The 24,272-nt window shown below is 42.2% G+C and carries 15 protein-coding genes; all 15 read right to left on the bottom strand.

Going from position 1 to position 24,272, the window contains the following annotated elements:
* Positions 1-32 precede the first annotated feature (32 nt).
* The 15 genes from DW159_RS03210 to DW159_RS03140 all read right to left on the bottom strand — a co-directional run bounded on the left by DW159_RS03210 (position 33) and on the right by DW159_RS03140 (position 24,255).
* Positions 33-686 (bottom strand): TetR/AcrR family transcriptional regulator, encoded by a 654-nt coding sequence (locus DW159_RS03210; RefSeq protein ID WP_117548933.1) that lies wholly within the window; start codon positions 684-686, stop codon positions 33-35.
* Between the two features lie 163 nt (positions 687-849).
* Complete coding sequence (locus tag DW159_RS03205) at positions 850-1,800, bottom strand: HipA domain-containing protein (RefSeq protein WP_117548932.1); 951 nt, start codon at positions 1,798-1,800, stop codon at positions 850-852.
* Positions 1,797-2,132, bottom strand: coding sequence for a HipA N-terminal domain-containing protein (locus DW159_RS03200; RefSeq protein WP_082418041.1), 336 nt, complete (start codon positions 2,130-2,132; stop codon positions 1,797-1,799). Before DW159_RS03200 ends, DW159_RS03205 begins: the two co-directional genes overlap by 4 nt.
* Entirely contained in the window at positions 2,132-2,332 is a 201-nt protein-coding gene (locus DW159_RS03195) for a type II toxin-antitoxin system Y4mF family antitoxin (protein ID WP_015534972.1), read from the bottom strand. The genes DW159_RS03200 and DW159_RS03195 overlap by 1 nt, the downstream gene beginning before the upstream one ends.
* A gap of 232 nt (positions 2,333-2,564) precedes the next feature.
* Entirely contained in the window at positions 2,565-3,146 is a 582-nt protein-coding gene (locus DW159_RS03190) for a dipicolinate synthase subunit B (RefSeq protein WP_117548931.1), read from the bottom strand.
* A gap of 47 nt (positions 3,147-3,193) precedes the next feature.
* On the bottom strand, positions 3,194-4,111 hold the full coding sequence (locus DW159_RS03185) for a dipicolinate synthase subunit DpsA (RefSeq protein ID WP_117548930.1): 918 nt from the start codon (positions 4,109-4,111) through the stop codon (positions 3,194-3,196).
* 60 nt (positions 4,112-4,171) lie between these two features.
* Positions 4,172-5,359 (bottom strand): D-alanyl-D-alanine carboxypeptidase family protein, encoded by a 1,188-nt coding sequence (locus tag DW159_RS03180; protein ID WP_055144391.1) that lies wholly within the window; start codon positions 5,357-5,359, stop codon positions 4,172-4,174.
* 101 nt (positions 5,360-5,460) lie between these two features.
* Complete coding sequence (gene scpB / locus DW159_RS03175) at positions 5,461-6,135, bottom strand: SMC-Scp complex subunit ScpB (protein WP_015534975.1); 675 nt, start codon at positions 6,133-6,135, stop codon at positions 5,461-5,463.
* Between the two features lie 13 nt (positions 6,136-6,148).
* Positions 6,149-6,907: a segregation and condensation protein A gene (locus DW159_RS03170; RefSeq protein ID WP_117548929.1), complete on the bottom strand. Its 759-nt coding sequence runs from the start codon at positions 6,905-6,907 to the stop codon at positions 6,149-6,151.
* Between the two features lie 122 nt (positions 6,908-7,029).
* The gene (gene spoIVA / locus DW159_RS03165; protein WP_117548928.1) at positions 7,030-8,496 is read right to left on the bottom strand and encodes a stage IV sporulation protein A; all 1,467 of its coding nucleotides are present in this window, start codon (positions 8,494-8,496) and stop codon (positions 7,030-7,032) included.
* A gap of 174 nt (positions 8,497-8,670) precedes the next feature.
* Positions 8,671-19,353, bottom strand: a complete 10,683-nt coding sequence (locus tag DW159_RS03160) for a Cna B-type domain-containing protein (protein ID WP_117548927.1) — start codon at positions 19,351-19,353, stop codon at positions 8,671-8,673.
* 217 nt (positions 19,354-19,570) lie between these two features.
* The gene (locus DW159_RS03155; protein WP_117548926.1) at positions 19,571-20,560 is read right to left on the bottom strand and encodes an NAD(P)H-dependent glycerol-3-phosphate dehydrogenase; all 990 of its coding nucleotides are present in this window, start codon (positions 20,558-20,560) and stop codon (positions 19,571-19,573) included.
* 374 nt (positions 20,561-20,934) lie between these two features.
* Positions 20,935-21,594: a glycerol-3-phosphate 1-O-acyltransferase PlsY gene (gene plsY / locus DW159_RS03150; RefSeq protein WP_117548925.1), complete on the bottom strand. Its 660-nt coding sequence runs from the start codon at positions 21,592-21,594 to the stop codon at positions 20,935-20,937.
* A gap of 2 nt (positions 21,595-21,596) precedes the next feature.
* Entirely contained in the window at positions 21,597-22,919 is a 1,323-nt protein-coding gene (gene der, locus DW159_RS03145) for a ribosome biogenesis GTPase Der (protein WP_022216420.1), read from the bottom strand.
* Positions 22,920-22,944: 25 nt separating this feature from the next.
* Positions 22,945-24,255, bottom strand: coding sequence for a DUF512 domain-containing protein (locus DW159_RS03140; RefSeq protein WP_117548924.1), 1,311 nt, complete (start codon positions 24,253-24,255; stop codon positions 22,945-22,947).
* Positions 24,256-24,272: the final 17 nt, after the last annotated feature.

Genomic DNA, 24,272 nt, shown 5'->3' with positions numbered 1-24,272 from the left:
CATTTCCATAATAGTCTCTCCTGTGCACCCTGTTACTTTATCCCTTTTGTTGCATAATCAAGAATCATTTCCTTGATCATTATAAGCTCGTCCGTGTAATCCTTGTTGTCGTCCGATCCCCATATGAAGCCCTCCGCATAATGAGCGCAGGCCGTCATCATGGAGTGGACAGTGACACGCATGAATTCTGCTTCAGGAATGTCAGTCCGTATAGTTTTGTCCACCTTCGCTTTCTCATACATCATGTGAAGTCTTGTATCCACCGAATACAGTGAGCTGTGAAAATCTACAAGCTGATCATTGTTCTTACCCTCATGGGTTACATAGTAGTTGAAATTATCGTTGTACTTCAGCAACGCCTTGTGGTTCTGATACATGTCTATGTAACTGTCCATGGTGAATATCAGTCTGTCTATGGCTGGTATGTCATGTACAGACGATATAGGTCTTCTCGCGTCCAGGCCATCCAGGTATCTCTTCCACTGATCAGCACATACCGCTATGACCAGCTCAAGCTTACTTGGATAGTACCTGAACAATGTAGCCCTTCCCACATCGGCAGCCCTTGCAATATCTCCCATGCTCACCGCCTCTATCTTCTTGTCTACGAACAGCTCAAATGCAACGTCAAGGATCTTTCTATTGCGCTCATCCATTTCCTCTTTTAGTTTTTCCAGATCTCTCATATATTACTTTACACTCCAAAGTTATATTGTGATACTCCCTGTCTCACAATAAATATTTTACAGGACTATCTTATGTCAGTCAACCAAAATCCCAGAAGTCACATTTCGAATCACATTTCGATAGTAAGTAACTTCTGGGATTTCGTATTATATTAAATTTTTATCAATCTGCCAAAATCAGCATTCTTTCCTCAATCAAATGATTGAAGTCTGATTTCATTTTTTCAGGTATATAAGATTCGTCACACATCTTTTTCATTTTATCCTTATTTTTAACTACCAAACTTATCATCTTCTCCGCTGATATCCGACTTAAACCACATACATCAGCAAATATAAGGAAATCTTTTCTTCTCACATTTCTCTTTTTCCCATTCATCGGTATCGCCAATTGCTCTGTATCCTCAGGCATGATAACATTTACCGGCAGCAGATCATAGGCTGGTGAGAGAACATAATCTCCGCTTCCCACCTCTGTTTCAATAAGCGAAAAATTCTTCAAATGCATATCGGAATTGCCAGTCACGAAAGAAAATACAATTCTCATATAGAATTCTGCCATATCCAGACCTACACGACTTGAATATTTTTCTATGATCTTTGCACATCGCTCGTATGAACCTTTATATTTGTCCTGTGTAAGACGATAGTCCAACTGACAGAAATCTTCCATTGCAAGCATTTCAACAGTTGTTTTCTCGAATATCCTATCCACTCTTTTAGTAATATATGCCATCTGCCCATTTCCTTTGATCAATGCATGCGGCACCGTTGAAATTCCTATCATATCAGCCATAGACATCACAAGCTGCTCCGCTTCAGGCATCGCTTTAAATTGATCAACCTGAGGTTTAAGTATATATCCTGTTGGGTAGTTTACCAATGTAAGTCTTGGATTACCTGGTTCAGAAAGCAGGTGTAACGACAGTTTCTTCTGCACACCCGGGACCGTATAACCCTTGTTTATACTTTCCTCTGCAAGGACTTTTAGTTTCTGATCATCTATATCTATATCTGGCAGCTTAGTCGTCGTAAAAAATCTCTTCACACAAGCTTTATGCCAGCCTGTTCCGTCGTCATTTTTCAAAGTTTTTCCACAGCACAAACAATTCATACGCGATCCTCCATGACACTTACATTGCCTATCGCATCGCGGCATGCAACAAGCAGCAATCCAAACCTGTCCCTTACATCTATTTTCCAGTTTCTGCTGACAACATCAAGCAGCCAGCCCTCGGGGATTAGTCCATCAAAAAAAGAAAATAAAGTCTTGGATCGATACATGTCCTTCGACAATGGCATGGTAAGTGATACAGCACTGGCATTTTCTCTCTCAAGATATTCTTCATCGTAAGAAAATGTATATCCCTCGTCGGTCTCACATAAAATTCCCGCAAATTCATTTCTTATATATACATAAGCCGTTCTAAAAGTATTGTCCACCATCAATCATCCTTTCTCCCTGGAACCGCCTCCATGCCGAACATTGCAAGAGCTTCATTGACCTTGTCCATACGCACAGTTTCTTTCCCCTGTTCAAGTTCGCGGACAAATCTGAGTCCAAGGCCTGATCTTATTGCAAATTCTTCCTGTGTAAGACCCGCTTCTTTTCTGTTAGTCTTTATAAATTCAGCTATCTTATTCATCGTTATTACCTCTTATATGTGATTCCTCCTACACGTGATTTCTCTTACACGTGATTCTTCTTATACGCTATTCTCCTTATATATTACACCCGATAAGGTATAATTTCAATCAAATATAATATTTTTTATACCATAACGGGTATAAAAAATATTATATAAAACAAAACTACACCCGATAGGGTATAATAGCCGCAATAAGCAACAAACTTATACCCTATCGGGTGCAGTGAAACTACTTTATGAGAACCGGCTGTATCTGCCTTCCCTCAAGAGCCTCCTCTATGGTGGCTGGGATTAGATCAAGTCTGCTTATGAGTGAATTGGGTTTTTTCACACAGTTATCCTGTTCAAATGGAACAAAATAAATATTTTTCATGTTCATGAGCTGACCGATATTCTTGAAGTTCATACCCATGGCATCATTTGTCGAAATCGATATGATGAGCGGCTTATTGTTCCTCAGATGCGCCTTTGCCGCCATGAGCACCGCGGTGTCAGTTATGCCATTTGTCAGCTTGGCGATGGTGTTGCCGGTACAAGGTGCTATGACCAGCGCATCAAGATAGGACTTGGGGCCTATAGGCTCAGCCTCCTGTATGGTGTAAATGCCTTTTCTCCCTGCTATCGTCTCAACGTCATTTACGAATTTGTCAGCTTTTCCAAATCTTGTGTCGTACTCTGCGGAGTGAGGCGAGAATATCGGATACACATTTATTCCCATCTCAACCATTTTCTTTATTTCTATCTTAATCTTATCAAAGGTACAAAATGAACCGGTTATAGCCATACCTACATTGCACTTTGATAAATCCATGTTATATACACTCCTATTTATTAAGCGTCAGTTCATACAAATCCATTTCAGCGGTGAGCCGACACTGCCTCTACCACTGCATCGGCAAGAATCATCCCCGAGGTCTTTGGAGACAGCTTACCCGGGATTCCCAGGCTGTGTTTATAAGGAATATCATGTTCCTTGCAATAATCAAAATCCACCCCTCCCGGCATAGATGCTATATCTATTACAACCGCATGTCTGCTGAGCAGAGACAGGATATCTTCACATACAACTCTCGCAGGTACTGTATTGAAGCAAAAATCCACTTCTGACAGTATATGCCTATATATCGGAATATCCTCAAATGACATAACCTTGTAGCCTATGAGCGCCGCATCACTCCTCTGCTTTGGACGTCTTGCCATAACTATTACATCTGCTCCCCAGGATGCAAGCCTTTCGGCAAGAACCCTGGCACATTTGCCAAATCCCGTCACCAGACATACGCTTCCGTCTATATTAATATCAGACAGCTCCTCCGCATCGCAGACTGCCCCCTCCGCGGTTGCAACTGCATTTCTCTCGGCCACAACATCATCTGCAAGAAAATCAAATACATAAGGACTATTTTCGTTTGTATCAGACATATATTTGCCTATCCCGCCTCCAAACACAATGTCAAATTCCTTGCTGCATTCCAGAATGCTGTTCACGGTGAGAAGGGTTCTGCCGTTGACAAATTCACCATCCCTCGTAACAGGCACAGGAAGAATGATAGCTTTCAGCATTTCTACAGATGGAGACGCACATTCGCCCTCTATCAGTCTGCGAAAGCCCACTCCTGAAGCCCCCGAAATAATGGTGACCGGCGAATGTCTCAGCAGATCGGCATCATATGGATCGAAATGAAACACATTACTGCCTTTCTCCGCCAGACTGAGAGACATATAGCAGCTTCTCCTGTCACCGCCTACCACGTAGTATACACAATCCATATCCATACCTCAGTGCACCGCCCTTATATTATTGATAATTTAGGATATGCCTGTGCCAGGCAAATGTTACATTGCAGCACGATATAAAACTTTTATTATCTCATCCTTAAATGTCACATCTGCTATCTCCTCGGACACAATAACATTCTCAACATCTATAAGTTCATCGTCCAGGTACACTTCAAGCGAACCGGCCACAGCGCCTTTATGCACAGGTGCCTTTAATGTATCCGCGACTTTGTATACATACTGTATACTACCTTCAGATGCTGTCACAGTCCTGTTCAGCCTGCATTTTGTCGCTGTGCTTCCATCTGCCGACGAGCCCGATGAATATGTTATCCTGATGTCAGGCGAAGCAGGCGCCTTAAGCTCCGTGTATATGGTGTGTTCCTGCGCAAATGCCACAAGTGCCCTGGAATCTTTCCATTTATAAGTCTTATTATTCGGCCATCCGCAGCCAAGGAGAGCCCATATATATGTATGTCCCTCAACCTCCGCAGCTCCTATATAGCAATATCCAGCATCGCAGGTAAAGCCGGTCTTTCCTGACAATGCGCATGGCATCATATCGAGAAATGCATTGTGATTAATGCATGCAAATGTTCTATTTCCGGTATTATCAGTGAATGTGTATGATTTTGTTCGGGTAATCTTCAGAAATTCATCCTTTTGGGGTGAAATAAGAATGCAATACCTCATGATCCTGACAAGATCCTCCGCAGAGGTGCCATGGACGCCATTTTCGTCCTGGGCATCCAGACCATTTGGCGTGATAAAATATGTAGAATGGCAGCCTATCTCCTCAGCCTTTGCGTTCATCATCTCCGCAAAGTGCTGTACACTGCCACCGATATGTTCCGCTATGACTACAGCGGCGTCGTTGTAGCTCTCGAGCATCATGGCGTACAACATGTCTTCAAGTGTGTACTTCTCGCCGTCACGAACCCCAAGTCTGACCTCAGGCATCTTGGATGCATAGGATGAAGCTGTCACATCATCCGCCAGATTCCCGCACTCGATTGCAAGTATACATGTAAGTATCTTGGTCGTGCTGGCGTTGGGTCTGTGCTCATCACTACATTTGTCATATAGTATATCTCCAGTCTCCCCATCCAGCAGAATCGCATTTCTGGCAAATAGCTGTACATCCGCTGTATTGTCTTCCTCAGCATACGCTTTTATAAATATATTGTTACCAACGAGAAACTGTATTACCAGACTTGCTGCAGTCCAGGCTGCAACAAGCAACATAAACCGCCTTATGCGTGATCTTTTTCCTGTAGAAAACATATGCATATACCGTCATATCCTCATAATATTGGTCATGATATTATATTACAGGAACATGTCTGTTATTCTTCGGATGTCGTATCTACACTGAGCGTGAAATCTGCTTCCTCCAGCGCTTCTTTCTTGAAGTCCTCTATCTTATCAGGGCTTATCATCGGAAGATCATTTGTCGATGACACTCCAAAGCATCTGAGGAATTCCTCTGTTGTTCCAAACATGATAGGTCGTCCAGGAGCATCAAGTCTTCCAACCTCTTGCACGAGATTGTACTCTATGAGCTTGTTTATGGCATGTACACATGAAACTCCTCTTATAGCCTCGATCTCGGGCCTTGTTATCGGCTGTTTGTATGCAATTATAGACAAAGTCTCAAGAACAACATCCGTGAGGGAAAGCTTCTTCGGTGTATTGACAACCTTGGCGAGAATTCCATAGTATTCGTTGCGCGTACAGAGCTGAAGCGAACCGTCAAGATCTATGATCCTGATACCCCTGTCGCTGTTGTTGTAATTATATATGATACCCTCAAGCTGCTTTGTAAGCTTCCTCTTGTCCATCTCAAGAGCTGAGGCAAGTCTGTCGATCGATACAGACTCACCCACTGAGAAAAGTATAGCCTCGATGGCGGATGTGAGATAATCGTCACTGTACTCCTTGTCCGTCCTGGCCTCCTCATTCTCTTCTGAAGGGGTATTTACTTCATCTATTTCCTCATTCTGTAAATCTTCGTTATTCATCGTTACCTCATCTCTATATAGTATCCAGAGAATCAATGATTATCTCTCCGAATATATCTTCCTGTCTGATCGCTATTGCGCCTATCTTCATAAGCTCAAGTATGGCAAGGAATGTGACTATGATATTCATCTTTGATGCCTGCATCTCAAGCAGTGTCCTAAAGTTTATGCCCTCCAGTCCTCTGACTTCTTCTCTTACCTCCGCCATCTTCTCCTCAAGGGAAATCTCCTCCCTCTCGATCTCTTTGAATTTGCTTCGTATCGGATCTACCTTGTCGACCTGCTTACGCATAACCGATTTGAATATCTCATTGAGCTTCTGGAGATCCACATCAGCCTTGGAGATCAACTCATAAGGATCGACCTCCTGCTTGACATTCTTCACCTCAGCCGGTATGGTCGCCTTCTTGAAAAATGCCTTGTTTCCCTCAATCTCCAGATCCTTCAGTTCACCGGCAGCATACTTGTACATCTTGTACTCAAGCAGTCGTCTGACGAGCTCTTCTCTAGGATCCTCTTCATCCCCAGGATCCTCCTCATCCTTCGGCAGGAGCATCTTGGACTTGATCTTGATCAGAGTCGCCGCCATGACCAGAAATTCGCTCATGACGTCAAGATCTTCTTCCTCCATGTTGTTCACATATTCCAGATACTGCTCTGTGATAGTGACGATCGGAATATCGTATATATTGACTTTGTTTTTCTCTATCAAATGCAAAAGAAGATCCAGTGGACCCTCAAATACATTAAGCTTTACATCTATCGCAGACATATGTACGTCTCCATCCTGAATTGATAACCACCATAATGTTCCATGCCCGGACAATCAAATGTCTAAGGCATCCACCAGAACACCTTAGACATTTTAACATAGCCTGCCATAAATATGCAATCTTATATTATTATGCACACCATTCCACCATTTCCGTCATTTACGATCTTCTCCATGGTATTCTGAAGCTTCTGCTGACTCTCCGCACCTATCTTGCTGACCTTGTTGTTAAGTCCATCGTCAACGAGTTGTTCTATGGTCTTGCCAAATATATTAACTCCCCACATATCTCCATCATTGCTGTTGTCAGATATGTATGTGACAAGATCATCCGCCTGCTCCTTGCTTCCCACAAGAGGCATGATCTCGGTGGTGATATTCGCCTTGATCATATGTACCGATGGCGCGCTTGCCGATATCTTCACTCCAAATTTTCCTCCGGTCTTTATAACCTCAGGACTTCCGAGCTGGACATTCGACTTATCCGGCATAACGAGGCCATAACCTCCATTGTTCACCTGCTCAAGCGCTCCCATGACACTCACACAATACTTACGATTATCTGCCATGGATTTGAGCTCAGTGATAAAATCGTACTCGTTTGTTATATCTGCGCCCATCATATCTGACAGCATTGCGTAATAATAATTATCGTAGATATCGACGTCTATATTCACACATCCATCCGCCATATTTATGCTGGAACACTTATACCTCTTGACATATTCGTTCTCAGGGTAGTCCATATGATCGATATCCCTCAGGCTGTCTGCAGCCGCCATTATCTGGGCTGCATCACATATAACGCTGCTCTTGATCTCATTGTCATCATCGACAACCTCAAGCCATTTCGGTATCTCAAAATATATAGATGTGACAGGGAAGCTCATAAGAAGTTCTGTAAAAATATATGTAATATCCGATTCTCTGAGCTGCTCCACGTTTACTGGAATAACACTTGCACCATATGTATCGCTCATTTCTGCCGAGAGCGCGGCCGTCTGACTGCTGGATGGTTTGTCGGTGTTGAGAAGAATGACAAATGGCTTCCCAATGGTCTTCAGCTCATCAACAGTCTTCTGCTCAGCTTCAAGATAGCTCTCCCTCGGAAGCTCACCAAAGCTGCCATCCGTGGTCACAACAATCCCAACAGTTGAATGGTTATTTATAACCTTGTTTGTGCCTATCTCCGCCGCCTTGGAAAACGGAATGTCATAGTCAAACCACGGCGTTCTCACCATTCTCTCCTTGCCATCCTCAAACTGACCCTCGGCATCCTTGACGACATATCCCACGCAATCGATCATCTTTACCTTCATATCCAGATTGTCAGCAACATTGATTGATACAGCTTCCTTTGGTATAAATTTCGGCTCAGTCGTCATTATGGTCTTTCCTGATGCCGACTGCGGCAGTTCATCCTGTGCAAGCTGCCTGTCATTTTCCCCTGAAATGTTAGGAATAACCATCTGGTTCATAAATCTTTTTATGAATGTTGATTTTCCTGTTCTCACCGGACCGACTACGCCGATGTATATTTCTCCGTTTGTTCTCGCCTTGATATCCTGATATACCTGATACTCCTCCATACATCCTCCTGACATGCTATTTATTTACATAATTATATTACTGTAAACACAATAGATCTACGGTCATTTTCTATATATAGCATATGAATGTAACTGCTGTTTTATGAACAAAAAAATCCCCCAGAATACCACCATATAAGGTGATATTCCCGGGGGACATGTCACAGCTTTGTATTACTTGCTGCTCTGATTATCTTTTCTCTTTTTAGATGCCACAATAACACCGCATCCGGCAAGACTTATTAAGAGCACAACTGCTATTGGTACAACAGGAGCTCTGTCACCAGTATCCGGCTTGTTCTTGTCCTCTGTTGTTATTTCAGTAGTCTCAGTTGTCTGTGTTGTCTCGGTTGTCTCTGTGGTTTCGGTTGTCTCTGTGGTTTCCGTAGTCTCGGTCGTTGTTGTCTTCTTATCAACCATTGTGATAGTCACTACAATATCCTCACCGGCTGCAACCTTATCATCAGATACTGTAAATTCAATATCCTTTGCAAGGTCATAGCCAGATGGAGCCTTGACCTCTATGAGTGTGTAAGTCTTACCGATCACAAGTACCTTGTTTACCTCATGTACACTGCCATCTGTTACCCACTCATCAATCATTTTTCCATTAGCATCTTCAATTCTGAGTGTTGCACCCTTCACAGGGTTACCGTCCTCATCCACCTTCTCAAAGCTGTATTTTACTGAAGGCTCAAGCCATGTGATATTTCCATTATCATCAACTCGGGCTGTAACTTTACCAGTGTCAGTATTGAAACCACCGTCAAATGAATCAACTGTGATCTTTCCGTTCTCATCTTTCTTGAACTTGATTGATATTGGCTGTTCAGATACATAGTATCCATCCGGCGCCTGTATCTCTCTGATCGTATACTCTGTGCCGATCAAAATACCGTCAAACTTGAGAACTCCGTTGCTGTCTGTTGTAGCCTTAGCGACAAGCTCTTCCTCACCATTCTCGTTCTCCTTGTAGAGTCCGTATACTGAATTTGGAAGCTTAATGCCATTGTTCTCCTCTGCAACCTTCTCTATCTTGAGATCTGTTCTAGGAAGATCATTTATCAGTGTGTTATCCTGAACACCATTTAACACTGCATAAGTGTCAATGTTTGCCTCTGTTACCTCTGCTGTGTAGACTGTGTTATCGATAATATAATCTCCGATAGTCTTACTCTCTTTTATAAGATACGTACCAATCTTAAGATTCTTGAATGTCACAACACCATTTACACTTGTTGCTGTCATTACAGGGTTCTCACACTCTGTATCTGTTCCCTCATAGAGCGCAAACTCTACACCATCAAGCAGTTTTACATCATCAGGGTCTTCAGCACATGACTCCTTATAAAGTCCGGTCTTAGTGAACTTGACAGTGCCAAGCTTGTAGGTATCAACGAACTCTACATCAGCTGTATTTCCACCGATAAGTGTTATTCCGGATGCCTCTGTTCCTTCACCGTCTATTCCATCCACAGTATAGCTGACTGTTACCGCTGTTCCATCATATGCATATGATGTTTCCTCAACTGTATATGTACCATCCGGCACATTTACAAGAGTTATCTCATACTTGCCATTTCCAAGCTTTACCACCTCAGGGTCTGTAAGCTTTATGATCTTACTGTAGCCTGCATTGTTTGTAACATTGAACGTTACATTTGCCGCTGCATCATCTGCTGTAATATCTCCATTTATGGTCTTGGTAAGTTTTATAACATTTGGCTTGTATGTGTTTGTTATGTCATATCCAACAACAGATGCCTTGTATCCTGAAACAGCATTCTCTGATACAGAATACTTGATCAGGGTTCCATTATCTTTGTACTTTGGTAAATCTGTAAAGCTGTAATTCCAGTCAGTATCTGCTGTAACCACGAGGCTCTTTATAACAGTACCATCCGCAAGAAGCTTAACTGTTATTGATTCTGGTCTCTGACCATCATGATCATCATCATCAACCCACGTCTTAGCACCTGATACATTGATCGTCTCAGGTGTGTGCTGATTGTCGACCACATATCCATCAGCTGCATTTCCTGTTATGACTGTTGTGTAACCATCTATAGTTGTAGTCTCCTCAACTGTGTAGTCGATGGTCTGTCCATTTTTCTTCTCGTCAAGAGCGTTCCATGTATGTGTCCAGTTATTTGCCTCGCTGAGTGTTACCCCAGATCCAGCTACAACCTGTCCATCAGCCAGAAGACGAACCTTTACGCTAGGTGTTCTCTTGCCATCCTGGTTGTCGTTATCACTCCACTTCTTTGTAACTGATACACTTGTCTTTCCCGGTGTGTAACTGTTCGTGATATTATAACCTGTAACCTCACCTGTATATTCTGGTACATCAACCTCAGATACAGAATACTTGATCTGAATTCCACCATCTCTATACTTTGGAAGATTTGTAAAACTATACTCCCAGTTTTCTGCCTCGGTTACCGTCTTTGTAGCATATACGCTGCCATCTGCAAGAAGGTTTACCTTGATATTTTCAGGTCTCTTGCCATCCTGATCGTCCGCATCATCCCATGTCTTGCTGCCGCTCACTGATGTCGTCTCTGGTGTATAGCTGTTCTTTATTGTAAATCCTGTCTCAGCATCGCCTGTGACTGTGGTTATATATCCATCAATTGACGTTATCTCTCTTACACTGTAGACGATATTCACACCGCTCTTCTTGACATCAAGTCCTGCCCATGTATATGTCCAGTTGTTGTCAGCACTGAGAGTTGTTTCTGATCCAACGACAGGAGTTCCATCAGCAAGAAGTTCAACCTTTACTGAACTCTCTCTCTTGCCGTCCTGATTGTCGGCATCATCCCAAGCCTTTGTAACTGATACACTTGTCTTTCCCGGAGTGTAACTGTTCGTGATATCATATCCGTTGACAAGTGTCTGATAATCCTCAACAGCATTTTCTGTGATACTGTATGTGATCTCGTTGCCACCTGCGTACTTTGGAAGATCTGTAAAGCTGTACTTCCAACCGTTCGCAGCTGTAACTTCCTTATCAGCCACCTTCACTCCGTTTGCAAGAAGATTTACTGTGATCTTTCCTGGTCTCTTACCATCCTGATCATTTGCATCATTCCATATCTTCTTACCACTTATTGAAGTTGTCTCTGGTGTGTAGCTGTTCTTGATGATATAACCGGTCTTCGCAGATCCTGTAATAACTGTTGCATATCCTTCAACCGCTGTGATCTCTTCAACAGTATATTCAATAGGTGATCCACTCTTGTTGATATCAAGATCACTCCATGTATGACTCCAGTTGTTGGCATCACTGAGATCCACCTCAGAATCTGCAACTACGTTTCCGTCGGCAAGAAGTCTTACTTTTATATTTCTTGCTCTCTTGCCATCCTGGTTATCAGCATCATCCCAAGCCTTTGTAACTGATACACTTGTCTTTCCCGGCGTATAACTGTTCGTGATATCATATCCGTTGACAAGTGTCTGATAGTCCTCAACAGCATCCTCTGTGATGGTATACGTGATTTTATTGCCGTTTTTGTACTTTGGAAGATCCGTGAAATTGTACTTCCAACCATCTGCCTCAGTTACTTCCTTCGTAGCATATATGTCTCCATCTGCAAGAAGATTTACCGTAATCTTTCCTGGTCTCTTGCCATCCTGATCGTTTGCATCGTTCCAGGTCTTTGTTACTTCTATATTGATCGTTTCAGGCGTATGACTATTGGTAAATGTATATCCGTTTTCTGCGTCTCCTGTTACAGCTGTAGTGTATTCGGAAACAGCATCCTCAGTTACTTCGTATGTTATCTCTGATCCATCTGCATATTTAGGAAGGTCTGTAAAACTAAATTTCCAGTCATTTGCTGCTGTGACTTCAAGACTCTTGATCTTTGTTCCGTTTGCAAGCAGGTTGACTGTGATACTTGGAGGTCTGATACCATCCTGATTCTCGCCGTCGTCCCAGATCTTAATACCCTTTACTGATGTCGTCTCTGGTGTGTAGCTGTTCGTAACTGTGTATCCTGTTGTCATATCTCCGGTTATCACTGGAGTATATTCTTCAGTAATATCTGTTTCTTCTACAGCGTAAGCTATCGGAGCTCCATCCTTGTTCACATCAAGGTCTGTCCATGTATGTGTCCAGTTGTTATCTGCGCTTAATATAGTCTCTGAGCCATCTACTGCTATTCCGTTCGCAAGCAGCTGAACCGTTACACTCGTAGGTCTCTTTCTGTCCTGATTGTTTGCATCATCCCAGCTCTTTGTGACTGATACACTTGTCTTTGCCGGCGTATATGTGTTTGTAATGTTATATCCGTCTATTACGGTTGCATAATCACCGACCGCATCCTCTGTGATGGTATAAATGATCTTGTTACCACCTCTATACTTTGGAAGATCTTTGAAACTATACTTCCAGTCTTCCTCAGCTGTAACAGTCTTTGTCTTGTATAACTGACCATCCGCAAGAAGATTTACTGTTATGCTCTCAGGTCTCTTTCTATCCTGATTGTTTGCATCATCCCATGTCTTTGTACCAGCTATATTGATGGTCTCTGGTGTGTAGCTGTTTGTTATGACAAATCCTGTCTTGGCATCACCCGTGACCTTCTTCGTATATCCGGTTACTGTGGTGGTCTCATCTACTGTATAAGCTATAGCCGTACCGTTCTTATAAACTGCAAGATCTTTCCATGTATACGTCCAGTTGTTATCTGCTTTAAGAGTTATCTCTGAGCCAGCAACCTCTGAACCATCAGCATACAGTTTAACCTTGATTTCTGTTGCTCTCTTACCATCCTGATCTCCGGCATCGTTCCAGATCTTTGTAACCTTAACATCTGTAACCTCTGGAACATGTGTGTTTGTAATATCATATCCACTTGGAGTTGCTGTATAACCCACTACGCTGTCTTCTGTGATGGTATACTTTATCTCCTGTCCATCGCTGTACTTTGGAAGGTCTGTAAAACTATACTTCCAATTTTCTAACTTTGTCACTGTTTTTGTTGCAGTCTCAGTTCCATTTGCAAGAAGTCTGACTGTGATTTTATCAGGTCTCTTGCCATCCTGATTATCATTGTCATCCCAAGTCTTGGTTCCCTCGATATCAATAGTCTCAGGTTTATGACTGTTAGTCACTACAAAGCCTGTCTTGGCATCGCCTGTGACTTTGGCGCTATATCCATCGATACTGCTAGTCTCTTTAACAGTGTATGTTATGTTCTTTCCACCGGACTTCTGTGGAAGGTCATTCCATGTATGTTTCCACTGATTGTCAGCACTCAGTGTAACCTCAGAGTTTGTGACATCGATACCGTTTGCCACAAGCTTAACCTTTACGCTTGTAGCTCTCTTGCCATCCTGGTTATCCGCATCATTCCACTCCTTGAGTACTGAGATGCTTGTCTTTCCAGGTGTATAACTGTTGGTAATGTCATATCCATTGATATCAGTATTGTAATCCTCAACCGTATCCTCAGTGATGGTGTACTTTATCTCATTACCACCTCTGTACTTTGGAAGATCTGTAAATTTATACTTCCAGCCCTTTGCTGCAGTTACACTTTCTGAGTTAATCTCACTGCCATCAGCATAGAGTCTGACTGTGATAGCATCTTTTCTCTTACCATCCTGATTATCATTGTCATCCCAAGTCTTGGTTCCCTCAATGTCAATTGTCTCAGGTGTATGGGTGTTTTTGATGGTAAAACCGCTCTCTATACTGCCGGTTATCTGAGTATTATAGCCAGTTACCTTTGCCTCTGATACAGTATATGTGATCGCTTTGCCTGCCGCATCATACTTAGGAAGATTCTCAAAGCTGTATGCCCAATTTCCTGCTGCATCAGGTGTAACCGTTTTCCTGTCAACTTCCGTATCACCATTCTTAACAATAACAGTTATGTTATTCGGTCTCAGACCATCCTGATTGTCATTATCATCCCATACCTTGGTTCCGCTTATATTGACGTATGCAGTATAGGTATTGGTAATAGTCACAAGTGATGTAGCATCTGAAGATATCTCTACAGTGGCATCTGTATCATTTTTTGAAGCACCTACAGCATATGTAACTGTGTTCTTATATCCGTCAAATGCAGCATTCGTCTCTGTTATTGTATATGTTCCGTATGGGGCATTCTTTACAACGTAGCTTCCAGCGATGAACTGATCATATGTAACTGATGTTGGCCCATTATATCCATCTGGACCTGAGATTGTGAATGTGATCTGTCTCTTCTGTGCATCTGTGAGCTTTGTATCATCAAGATCACCACTAAACGACTTGGCGATCTGTATCTTTCCAACATTCAGTGTGTTGGTAAGCTCTGCAGCCGTAACCACTCCATTCTCATCTTTTGTGAGTTCAAGCTTTCCTGTATAGCCATTCACATCATTCTCGACAACTGTGTAGTTAATCAGATTGCCAGCGCCATCCTTCTTGTCAAGATCTGTAAATGTTCCACTCCAGTTATTTGAATCATTGAGTGTAAGTGTCTTGTCAACGATCTTTGTTATATTGCCCGCCGCATCCTCTGTGGCAAGTGTAACTTTGATGTTCTTTGGTCTTGCTGACAGAATGTTGTCGCTGTCATCCCACTTCTTGGTTACAGGAATATCGATCGTCTCATTTGTCACCTTTGTGTTGGTGTTCGTGATGGTGATCGTTCCGGTTGCTGTTCCATTATTACTTATTGTGACCTGGTAATCAGCATTATCAAAATCCTCTTCTGCAAAGTAGTAGAGGTATTTGCCATTTGCATCAGCTACTTTAAGCTCTATCTCATCGCTTGTCCACTTATTTGCACTATTTAAGGTAATTGTCTTTACAACAGGATCTGTATTCTTGTCGTAACTTGATGGATTAGTTGATGCATAGATCTTAACTGTTATACTGTCAACCGGAATATCCTTCAGTGTTCCACCTGCGGCATCCTTCCATACCTTTTTAACAGTTATCTTTCTGTTCTCAGGAGTGTTATCTACTGGCAGTGTATAATCCTGTGAACCTTTGCTGTCAAGGACTATGTCTGAGATAGAATCAGTTGTCACCTCAGCAGGTTTCGGTCCTGTCAGGCTGGATGAGATATTGTTCTCATATATGTATATAGGATCTGTGAGCTTCTCATAACCCTCAGGTGCTTCCACCTCTATAAGCTTGTAATAGTAATTATAATACAAACTTGATAATGTAAGTCTTCCCTGTTCGTTAGTTACTCTTTCCTCATCGCTTCCAGGTACCATGAGATTCCAGTTAGTGTCTGCACTGTTGTTTGGATCACCATATCTGTAAAGCTCAAACTTCGCACCAGCAAGCTTGATTCCTGTCATTATAGAGTCAGTTTTTATTATCGAAAGATTAAACTGCTCTGTATCAGTTCCCATTGATGAATCCTGATCATTGATGTTCGTGTCCGTCGATGACGAATCTGCCGAACTTGTAGATCCAAGAATACCAACGCTGTTCTTAACATCCGCTGTAAGCTTACCTGTATATACAAGAGTATATGTATACTTCAGGATAAACTTTGTCTCATCCGGCATGGTGAGTGTCAGTGTAGACATCTTAGCTGTCGTATCATCTGCATATGTATAGCTGTATTTGTCCGCCGGAACTTCAGCGCCTGTATCTGCGTACAGAAGCTTAAGCGAACCATCCTTGATAAATACTCTCTTTACTGCAGCCGCATTGCTGTAGTCATACTTGTCAACTACAGTTATGGATCCTGTATTGCCAAGAGCCTCACCCTTCTCATTGATATACACAGTATATTCAATACTGTTGGTGTCATTATCATAGTTTCCTGCAGTTTTGGTAATATTCGGTCCAGTCACAGTAACCTTTGCGCTGTCATCCTTGGTCTTAGTTGAACCGTCGGTTCTGACAACTGTTGCCGAACAATTGTTGGTGAATTCCACGTCACTGCCACCAACAACGGATGATATATCCTTTGTGACCTTGACTGCATAGTACATAACGACCTTGGCATTAATGCTATAAAATTTAAGTGAGCTAATATCAAAGCTGATATGGTTATTCGAGACTGTATAATTCTTAATAAAATTAGACGCACCTATGTCAGGATTGTTCTTGCTGTTCTCATAGCCATAATATGTCACAAAATAAATACCCTGTATATTACCTGCCGTTTCACCTTTTCCACCTGGCAGCATACTGCTATTTAAATACGTAGTGTCAAGAACCGTCCCTTCAGGTAATGTATCTGTAAAGGAAAGTCTGTCTCCATCTCCATACGCAAAGTCACCGTTGAGAACTACCTTATATACGAACACATTGTTGGCCTTGTCATATCCGACAATACTCTCCTTCTCGTCAGCGCCATTGGTATAGCTGTACTTCTCTACTATAGAACCCTGGGGTATTCCAGATACAGGATGTGAATCCTGTGATGTCTTGGATGAACCATCAATAGTAAGAGTACCCTTATTGACTGCCGTATACTTGCTGTCAGACTTTACTGTCGTATTATATGTGATAACATAATCTATCGGGTTCTCCTCTGTACCTGTTATATCTCTGAGGAATTCTATTGTATATCCCATTATGTAGTTGTCAGATGATGCTGGAACATCTGCAACGCTGTCAACAGTTGCAAACTTTGGCCCCCATACATTTGAGAAGTCAGCGTATGTTACCTTTACCTTGTAGTCAACTTCCTCTGTGAGGCCAGCTATTGTAAGTCCGTTTATCTGATCTGCCGTAAAGTAATGCTTTGGAAGTGCTCCATTATCATATGTTACAGAGTCAGTATATGTATCATTCGCATTGAGCTTGTCAACGCCAGATATTGTAGACTTCCATGCAAGGGTATATGTATCATCGTTCTCCGTCTCTGATACGAATTCCTTCTTTATTGAATCACCGGCCACCTCTACAGTCGCCTTGGCGCTGTCCGTAACTCCGTTCTTCTCTATTGTCGCTACATTCTTATAAACATCAGTCAGCTTATCAAGCTTGGATGAATCTGTTGTGTAGATGAACACGATCTTGGATTTGTTCTCTGTCACCTCAACCCTTGAAGTTCCATCCGTCAAATAAAGTTTACCATTCTCTTCCACAAAGCTTGCAGGAAGATTGATAGTGGTTGACACAGCTGTGTCATTTATGGATACACTGCACGTCTTTTCGTCTGTGAGCTCTGCTCCGTTCTTTGTGAGTATATCCGATACTGACATTCCTGTCAGATTCTTCTTCTTATCCGCATTCACGGTTACTGTCCATGTTATGGTTGACTTGTCACCTGACAGTGAACCGGTCTTACTTATGGATGCTGTAGACTTGCCGGCATTGTACCATGTACTGCTGTCGTTATCAGTATGCTCGTCATGTGAATCATCTGACACGTCTACACCATTCTTATTGTGTACATTTATGATTCCGATGTCATCGGCAATATCTGAGACAACAACCTCGTATGTGATCTCATACTGTGAATTAGCGTCAAGCTTCGGAAGATTTCCCTTTATAACTATGTCACCGTTTCCTATGGTTCCTGTCGCAGGAGTCACATATCCATTTGATGTGACATCTGTGTACTGACCATTGCTGTCCTTGAGCTTGCATGTAACATTCTGTACTGTTCTCTTGGCATCAGATCCAAGTTTTGAGTCAAGTTCATTTGCAAGAATATCATCGAGTGTAATATCACCATCGCTTCCATACTCAGAACTTACTATAACCTTGTACTTGTAAACTATCTTGTGATCGTCAGGATAATTGCTCACACCATCTGAGGATTTTGTAACCTTGAGATCTGTGGCACCGTCCTTCACATATTTGTAGCCCTTGTTGGTCTGATCCTTATCATCAACCTTTGAATTCTTAGCCTCCGCGATATTGCTCTGGTTCAGATTGATCACGTCCTGAGAAAGATCATCGACTTTACTCTTTACTGTATAGGTTATCTTATATGACTCCTTTGCACCGAGTGCAGGAAGAGTTCCTTCTATAGTAGAGGTACTACTGTTATATGTGAGTGACGAGCTGCAGTCTGTGTTGTCAGACTTGATCACCTTTATATCTGTAACTTCAGGTGTGACACCTGCTATGTCGTTGGCTATAACATCACTAAAGTTCAGATCCTCACTGGCACTTCCATGATTGGATGAAACTTCTACGGCATAGTCAAAGTATACATATCCATCCTTAGGATCTGTAACTCTACCCTCGGATGCGGTCTTCTTCACATCCACATCAGGCTTGAAATCCACATCCACAGTCACAATCACAGTGCTTGTGAATTTGTTCTCGACCTGGTTTTTCTCATTGTACTTTGTGAGATCCATATCGATCCACGCCTTGAAGAAAGCCTTGAGCTGGGCTCCCCCCTTGAGTGCTGTATGATCGATAGTCGCAGTAAGGACTCCGTTCACAACTGAATACGAACCGATCTTGTTACCACTTCCATCAGTTATATCCTCATTCAGAATATCGGAATTAAACTTTATGGTATCCGGCATCGTATAAGTAAATGTTGCATCTTCACCAGACTCCAATATGCTATTAACAACATCTTCCGGGAACACTATATCCATAGACATCTGGATATCTACACCGGCTTTTGTAGGATCATTTGGATCTACAGGAAGCGGCGTTGTGGACGGTCTGGAACTGCTACCATATATATTACCTGCTTTATCAGCAATCGTAGCTCCAGTAATATAATCTTCAAGATTTCCGGTTACTGCTGCACTCGACAGCATTGCTATCGAATCAGTAGCCGTGGCGTATGCGTCTCCCCCTCTCGTCTCGGCCGCATTGGACCAACTATAATTAGAAGGCGAAATCAACGTAGTTATCATAACTACCGCCAGCAGCAGTGCTATAAGCTTTTTCGTAGTTTTTGCCATTGTAATACCTCTTTTCTAATTATTTTTCGACTTACACACTTGCTTTAAATTTATCATAACACATGGTAATTGTAAACAGTTTGTGAACAAAAAGAACAGTTTTCTGTTGCTTTTTTGTTCACATTTACTTTATCGTTTAATTATTAGGTGATTTTGTACTACTATTCTTCGGCAGCATAATCTATCGAAATATATCAAACATATAAAATATAATCGATTACAATTCACTCTTTCTGTCTCTGTTGAGAAGCTCTGTGAGAGCCTCTTTTGCCGTCATGCCATTAAATAATACGTTATTGACTGCTTCAACGATAGGCATCTCAACCCCATGCTCCCTGGCAAGTGCCAGTGTTGCCTTGGCAGAATAAACACCCTCAACAACCATCTTGACCTCCGCCATAGCTTCCTCATAGGTCTTACCCTGACCGATGAGATAACCGGCATTCCTGTTACGGCTGTGCTTGGATGTACATGTAACTATAAGATCTCCCATTCCTGAAAGTCCTGACAGCGTCTTGACATCTGCGCCCATGGCAAGTCCAAGTCTCATGATCTCCGCCATTCCTCTGGTCATAAGAGCAGCCTTCGTGTTGTCGCCAAGTCCAAGTCCATCTGATATTCCGGCTGCCAGAGCTATTACATTTTTCACTGAACCACCCAGCTCAATACCAGTCACATCAGTGCTTGTATATACCCTGAAATAATCGTTCATAAATGCGTTCTGGATCGTCTTTGCAATCTCTATATCACGGGCACCGGCAACTACCGTTGTAGGTATTTCGCGGCCTACTTCCTCTGCATGTGACGGACCCGAAAGGACAGCCACCTTAGCCTGTGGAATTTCTTCCTCAATGATCTCCACGAGAGCCTTGAGTGTGGACTCTTCTATTCCCTTGCTGACATTCACGATAAGCTGTCCGTCGCTCACCTTGTCAGCGATGCTCTTTGCTGTGCTTCTGACAAACGGAGAAGGCACTGCGCACACTATCATCTTCTGACCGATAACAGCCTTTGACGCATCTGTTGTATATTCAATACTGTTGTTAAGTATAACGCCCGGAAGTCTGTCTCTCTGCTCATGAAATTCCTTGAGCATGGCAACCTCTCTCTCATCTATAGACCACACTATAACCTCGTGTCCATTTCCTGCCAGCAGATTAGCAAGTGCAGAACCCCATCCACCTGCTCCGAGAACACCTATTTTCATCGTAAAATACCTCCAAAATATTTATATTTCTTTTTTCAATCCTTGAATCACTTTTTCTATTTTAACTTTTTTTCATCATTTAATCCAGTCCATAGTGACAATACATGGATGTTTTTGCAATTTTTTACTGTATTTTTAGATTTTTGTCCAGTTATGTAAACTCACATTATTCTATTCAACGGTTTTTAATACACTTTTCACTGCGTATAAATATCACATAACCATAATCTCAGTTTTATGTATACTCATTATGTTATCTGATTTTATTTTATCCAGACATCTATAAAACGTTGCTCACTACAAAAAATACCCTTCTTCCTGGTTTATCCAGTAAGGAGGGTATTCAATAACTCTCTATTCGCTTCCTCTTTCCATCAAGCCTTCTTAGAACCAAACGACAACTTATTCTCCGTTCCCGCTATCAGTCTCTTGATATTCTGCCAATGTCTTATCACGGCCATTCCGGCTATGATTCCCGCCATGATTATTCCTTCGATCATTTTGGCATTCGATGTGAAATTATAATCTCCATGAATTGCAAATACTGTGTATAATATGAAGAATCCGATCATGATCGTAAGTGATCCAACCGATACATATCTTGTTATCACAACACTTATAATGAACGCTGCAAGGAGTATCACTACCAATCTCCAGTCCCACAGACCTACTATCATTCCGCCGCTGGCAGCAATTCCCTTGCCGCCCTTGAACTGCATATAGAATGGGAAGTTATGACCAAGCACAACTCCAAGTCCTGTATACAGTACGAACATGTATGCATCACCTATACCTAACTGGCCAAGTATGATATGTGTCAGTGAGCAGGCGATTATTCCTTTGAGGAAATCCCCCAGGAAAACTATCAGTCCAGCTTTCTTTCCAAGAACTCTCAGTGCATTTGTCGTTCCCGCATTTCCACTTCCATACTTTCTTATATCAACACCTTTTATCCTGCCGTAAATATACGCTGTCTGAATGAGTCCTACTCCATAGCCCCCAACCAGACATATAGCTCTAATCAACATCTCCATGACTACTTCTCTTTCCTCTCCCTGATTATGAATTTTAGAGGTGTACCTCTGAATCCAAAGGATTCTCTTATCCTGTTCTCTATATAACGTGTATATGAGAAATGCATAAGCTCCTTGTCATTTACAAATATGACAAATGTAGGAGGTTTAACTGACACCTGGGTAATATAATAGAGCTTAAGTCTCTTACCCTTATCTGATGGTGGCTGCTGCATTGCAACCGCCTCGCTCATAATCTCATTCAGAACACCAGTAGCTATGCGGAGTGAATGATTCTCTATAACAGCATCTATGGTCTCGAACAGCTTTGGAAGTCTCTGTCCGGTCTGGGCTGATATGAAGAGCAGCTCCGCATACGGCATGTATGAAAGCTTGTTTCTGATCTCCTCTGTAAACTTATATATGGTCTTGTCGTTCTTCTCGATGGCATCCCATTTGTTCACAGCTATTATCATTCCCTTGCCACGATCATGTGCGATTCCCGCGATCTTGGCATCCTGATCGGTTATTCCCTCCGTTGCGTCTATTACGAGGACTGCAACATTACATCTCTCAACCGCTGATACTGTTCTTATGATACTGTATCTCTCTATATCCTCTTTAATCTTGCTCTTTCGTCTGAGTCCCGCTGTGTCTATGAATACATATTCTCTGCCATTTCTGACGATCTCTGTATCCACGGCATCTCTTGTGGTTCCGGCTATATCTGATACAATAACCCTGTCCTCACCGAGAAGCTTATTAATTATAGAAGATTTTCCTACGTTTGGCTTTCCTATGATGGCGATTCTAGGTCTCTCATCCTCCGTGTCATCCTTTGCAGACTCATTGAAGTGTGATACCACCTCATCGAGCATATCTCCTATTCCAAGTCTGGATGAACCTGATATAGGATGTGGATCTCCAAGTCCAAGATTATAGAACTCATACACATCCGGCATGAACTTTTCAAAGCTGTCTACCTTGTTGACAACGAGAACTATAGGTTTCTTGGATCTTCTGAGCATATCGGCAACCTTGGCATCATCATCAACCATTCCCTGTCTGACATCCGTCATGAACAGGATGACGTCCGCTGTCTCTATGGCTATCTCTGCCTGTTCTCTCATGCTCTTAAGTATAATATTGTCTGACTCCGGCTCAATTCCTCCTGTGTCTATCAGAGTGAAATTGTAATCCAGCCAGTTGATATCAGCATAAATTCTGTCTCGCGTAACTCCCGGTGTATCCTGAACTATGGATATCTTTTCTCCGGCAAGCACATTGAACAGAGTTGATTTACCTACATTGGGTCTGCCCACTATGGCAACTATAGGTTTACTCATTCTATCTTCCTCCATATATAATTAATTACATATCATCGCCAATTACTGCATGAATAAAATCAGCACCACTTGATTCTACAATACAAACATCGACTTGTAAAGCATCTGTGAGCTCTGCAAGCGTCACATCATCAAGGAATTTTGGCTCATCCGCCATAAGAGTATTGGAAGGCAGTATAAGACGCTGCCCAAGAGGTTTTCCTGTGAGCTGCTTTCTTATATCTCCACCCGTAAGCAATCCTGTCACGGTTATTCTGTGTCCAAAAAAATCATTAATGATCTTATACAGATGCACCTTCACATTAGGAAACTTCTCAGGGATCCTGTTAGCAAGGAGCTTTATGGAATCATATACGAGCACTCCAGTAACCATGGACACCTCATACTCTCTGTCATCGCCCTCTACGCAGCTCCACTCTTCATCAAACTCATCCATGAGCAGTCTCACCATGCCCACACCATTTTCAAGCTGGATAAAGCCATCATACCTGTCAGCCTCAGGGAAATCCCTGCCAGCATTTATATACCATTCATCACTTGCCTGGACAAAATGTGTGCCATGCTTTTCAAATGCCTTTTTCTGAAAATGTTCTATTATATCAATAACCTCGCAGGCGTCCTCTCTGTTGAACGGTTCAAGATGGAACAAGCCATCTCTGTAATCTGACAAACCGACAGGAACCACGGACAAGCTCTCCATAACAGGAACAAACTCCATAAGATCAGAGATCGTACGCCACAATTCCTCCCCATCATTTATCCCCTTGCACAGAACTATCTGTCCATTCATAGGAATACCAGCTTCATAAAATTTCCTTATATAGTCAAGTATGGCACCAGCAAATCTGTTGTTCAGCATACTGCAGCGCAGCTTGGGATTGGTAGTGTGCACTGATATATTTATCGGAGCAAGGTGATAATTGATTATTCTGTCAATATCCTTTTCCTTCATATTAGTAAGGGTAATATAATTTCCCTGAAGAAATGACAGTCTGGAATCATCGTCCTTGAAATATATAGTGTCTCTCATACCTTTCGGGTTCTGATCGATAAAGCAGAATATGCACTTGTTATAGCAAGACTTGTAATTATCCATCAGGGAATTTTCAAAAACAATCCCTAGATCCTCGTCATAATCCTTATCTATCTCCAGAAGCCACTCCTCGCCGTCAGACTTTCTCACGAGAAGTTCTATATATTCGTCATTTATGAGATACTGATAGTCAAATATATCCTCTATAGGATGGTCATTGACCGCCAGAATATTATCTCCCGGTTCGATCTCCATCTCCTGAGCTATACTTCCCTCAAGTATTTCCTTTACAATATGTTCCATAATTTCCTCTTTTATAT

The organism is Coprococcus sp. AM14-16 (assembly GCF_003434675.1).
Lineage (GTDB): Bacteria > Bacillota > Clostridia > Lachnospirales > Lachnospiraceae > Coprococcus > Coprococcus aceti.
Note: the sequence above shows the minus strand (reverse complement) of the source record. Positions and strands in the feature narration are given on the sequence as shown.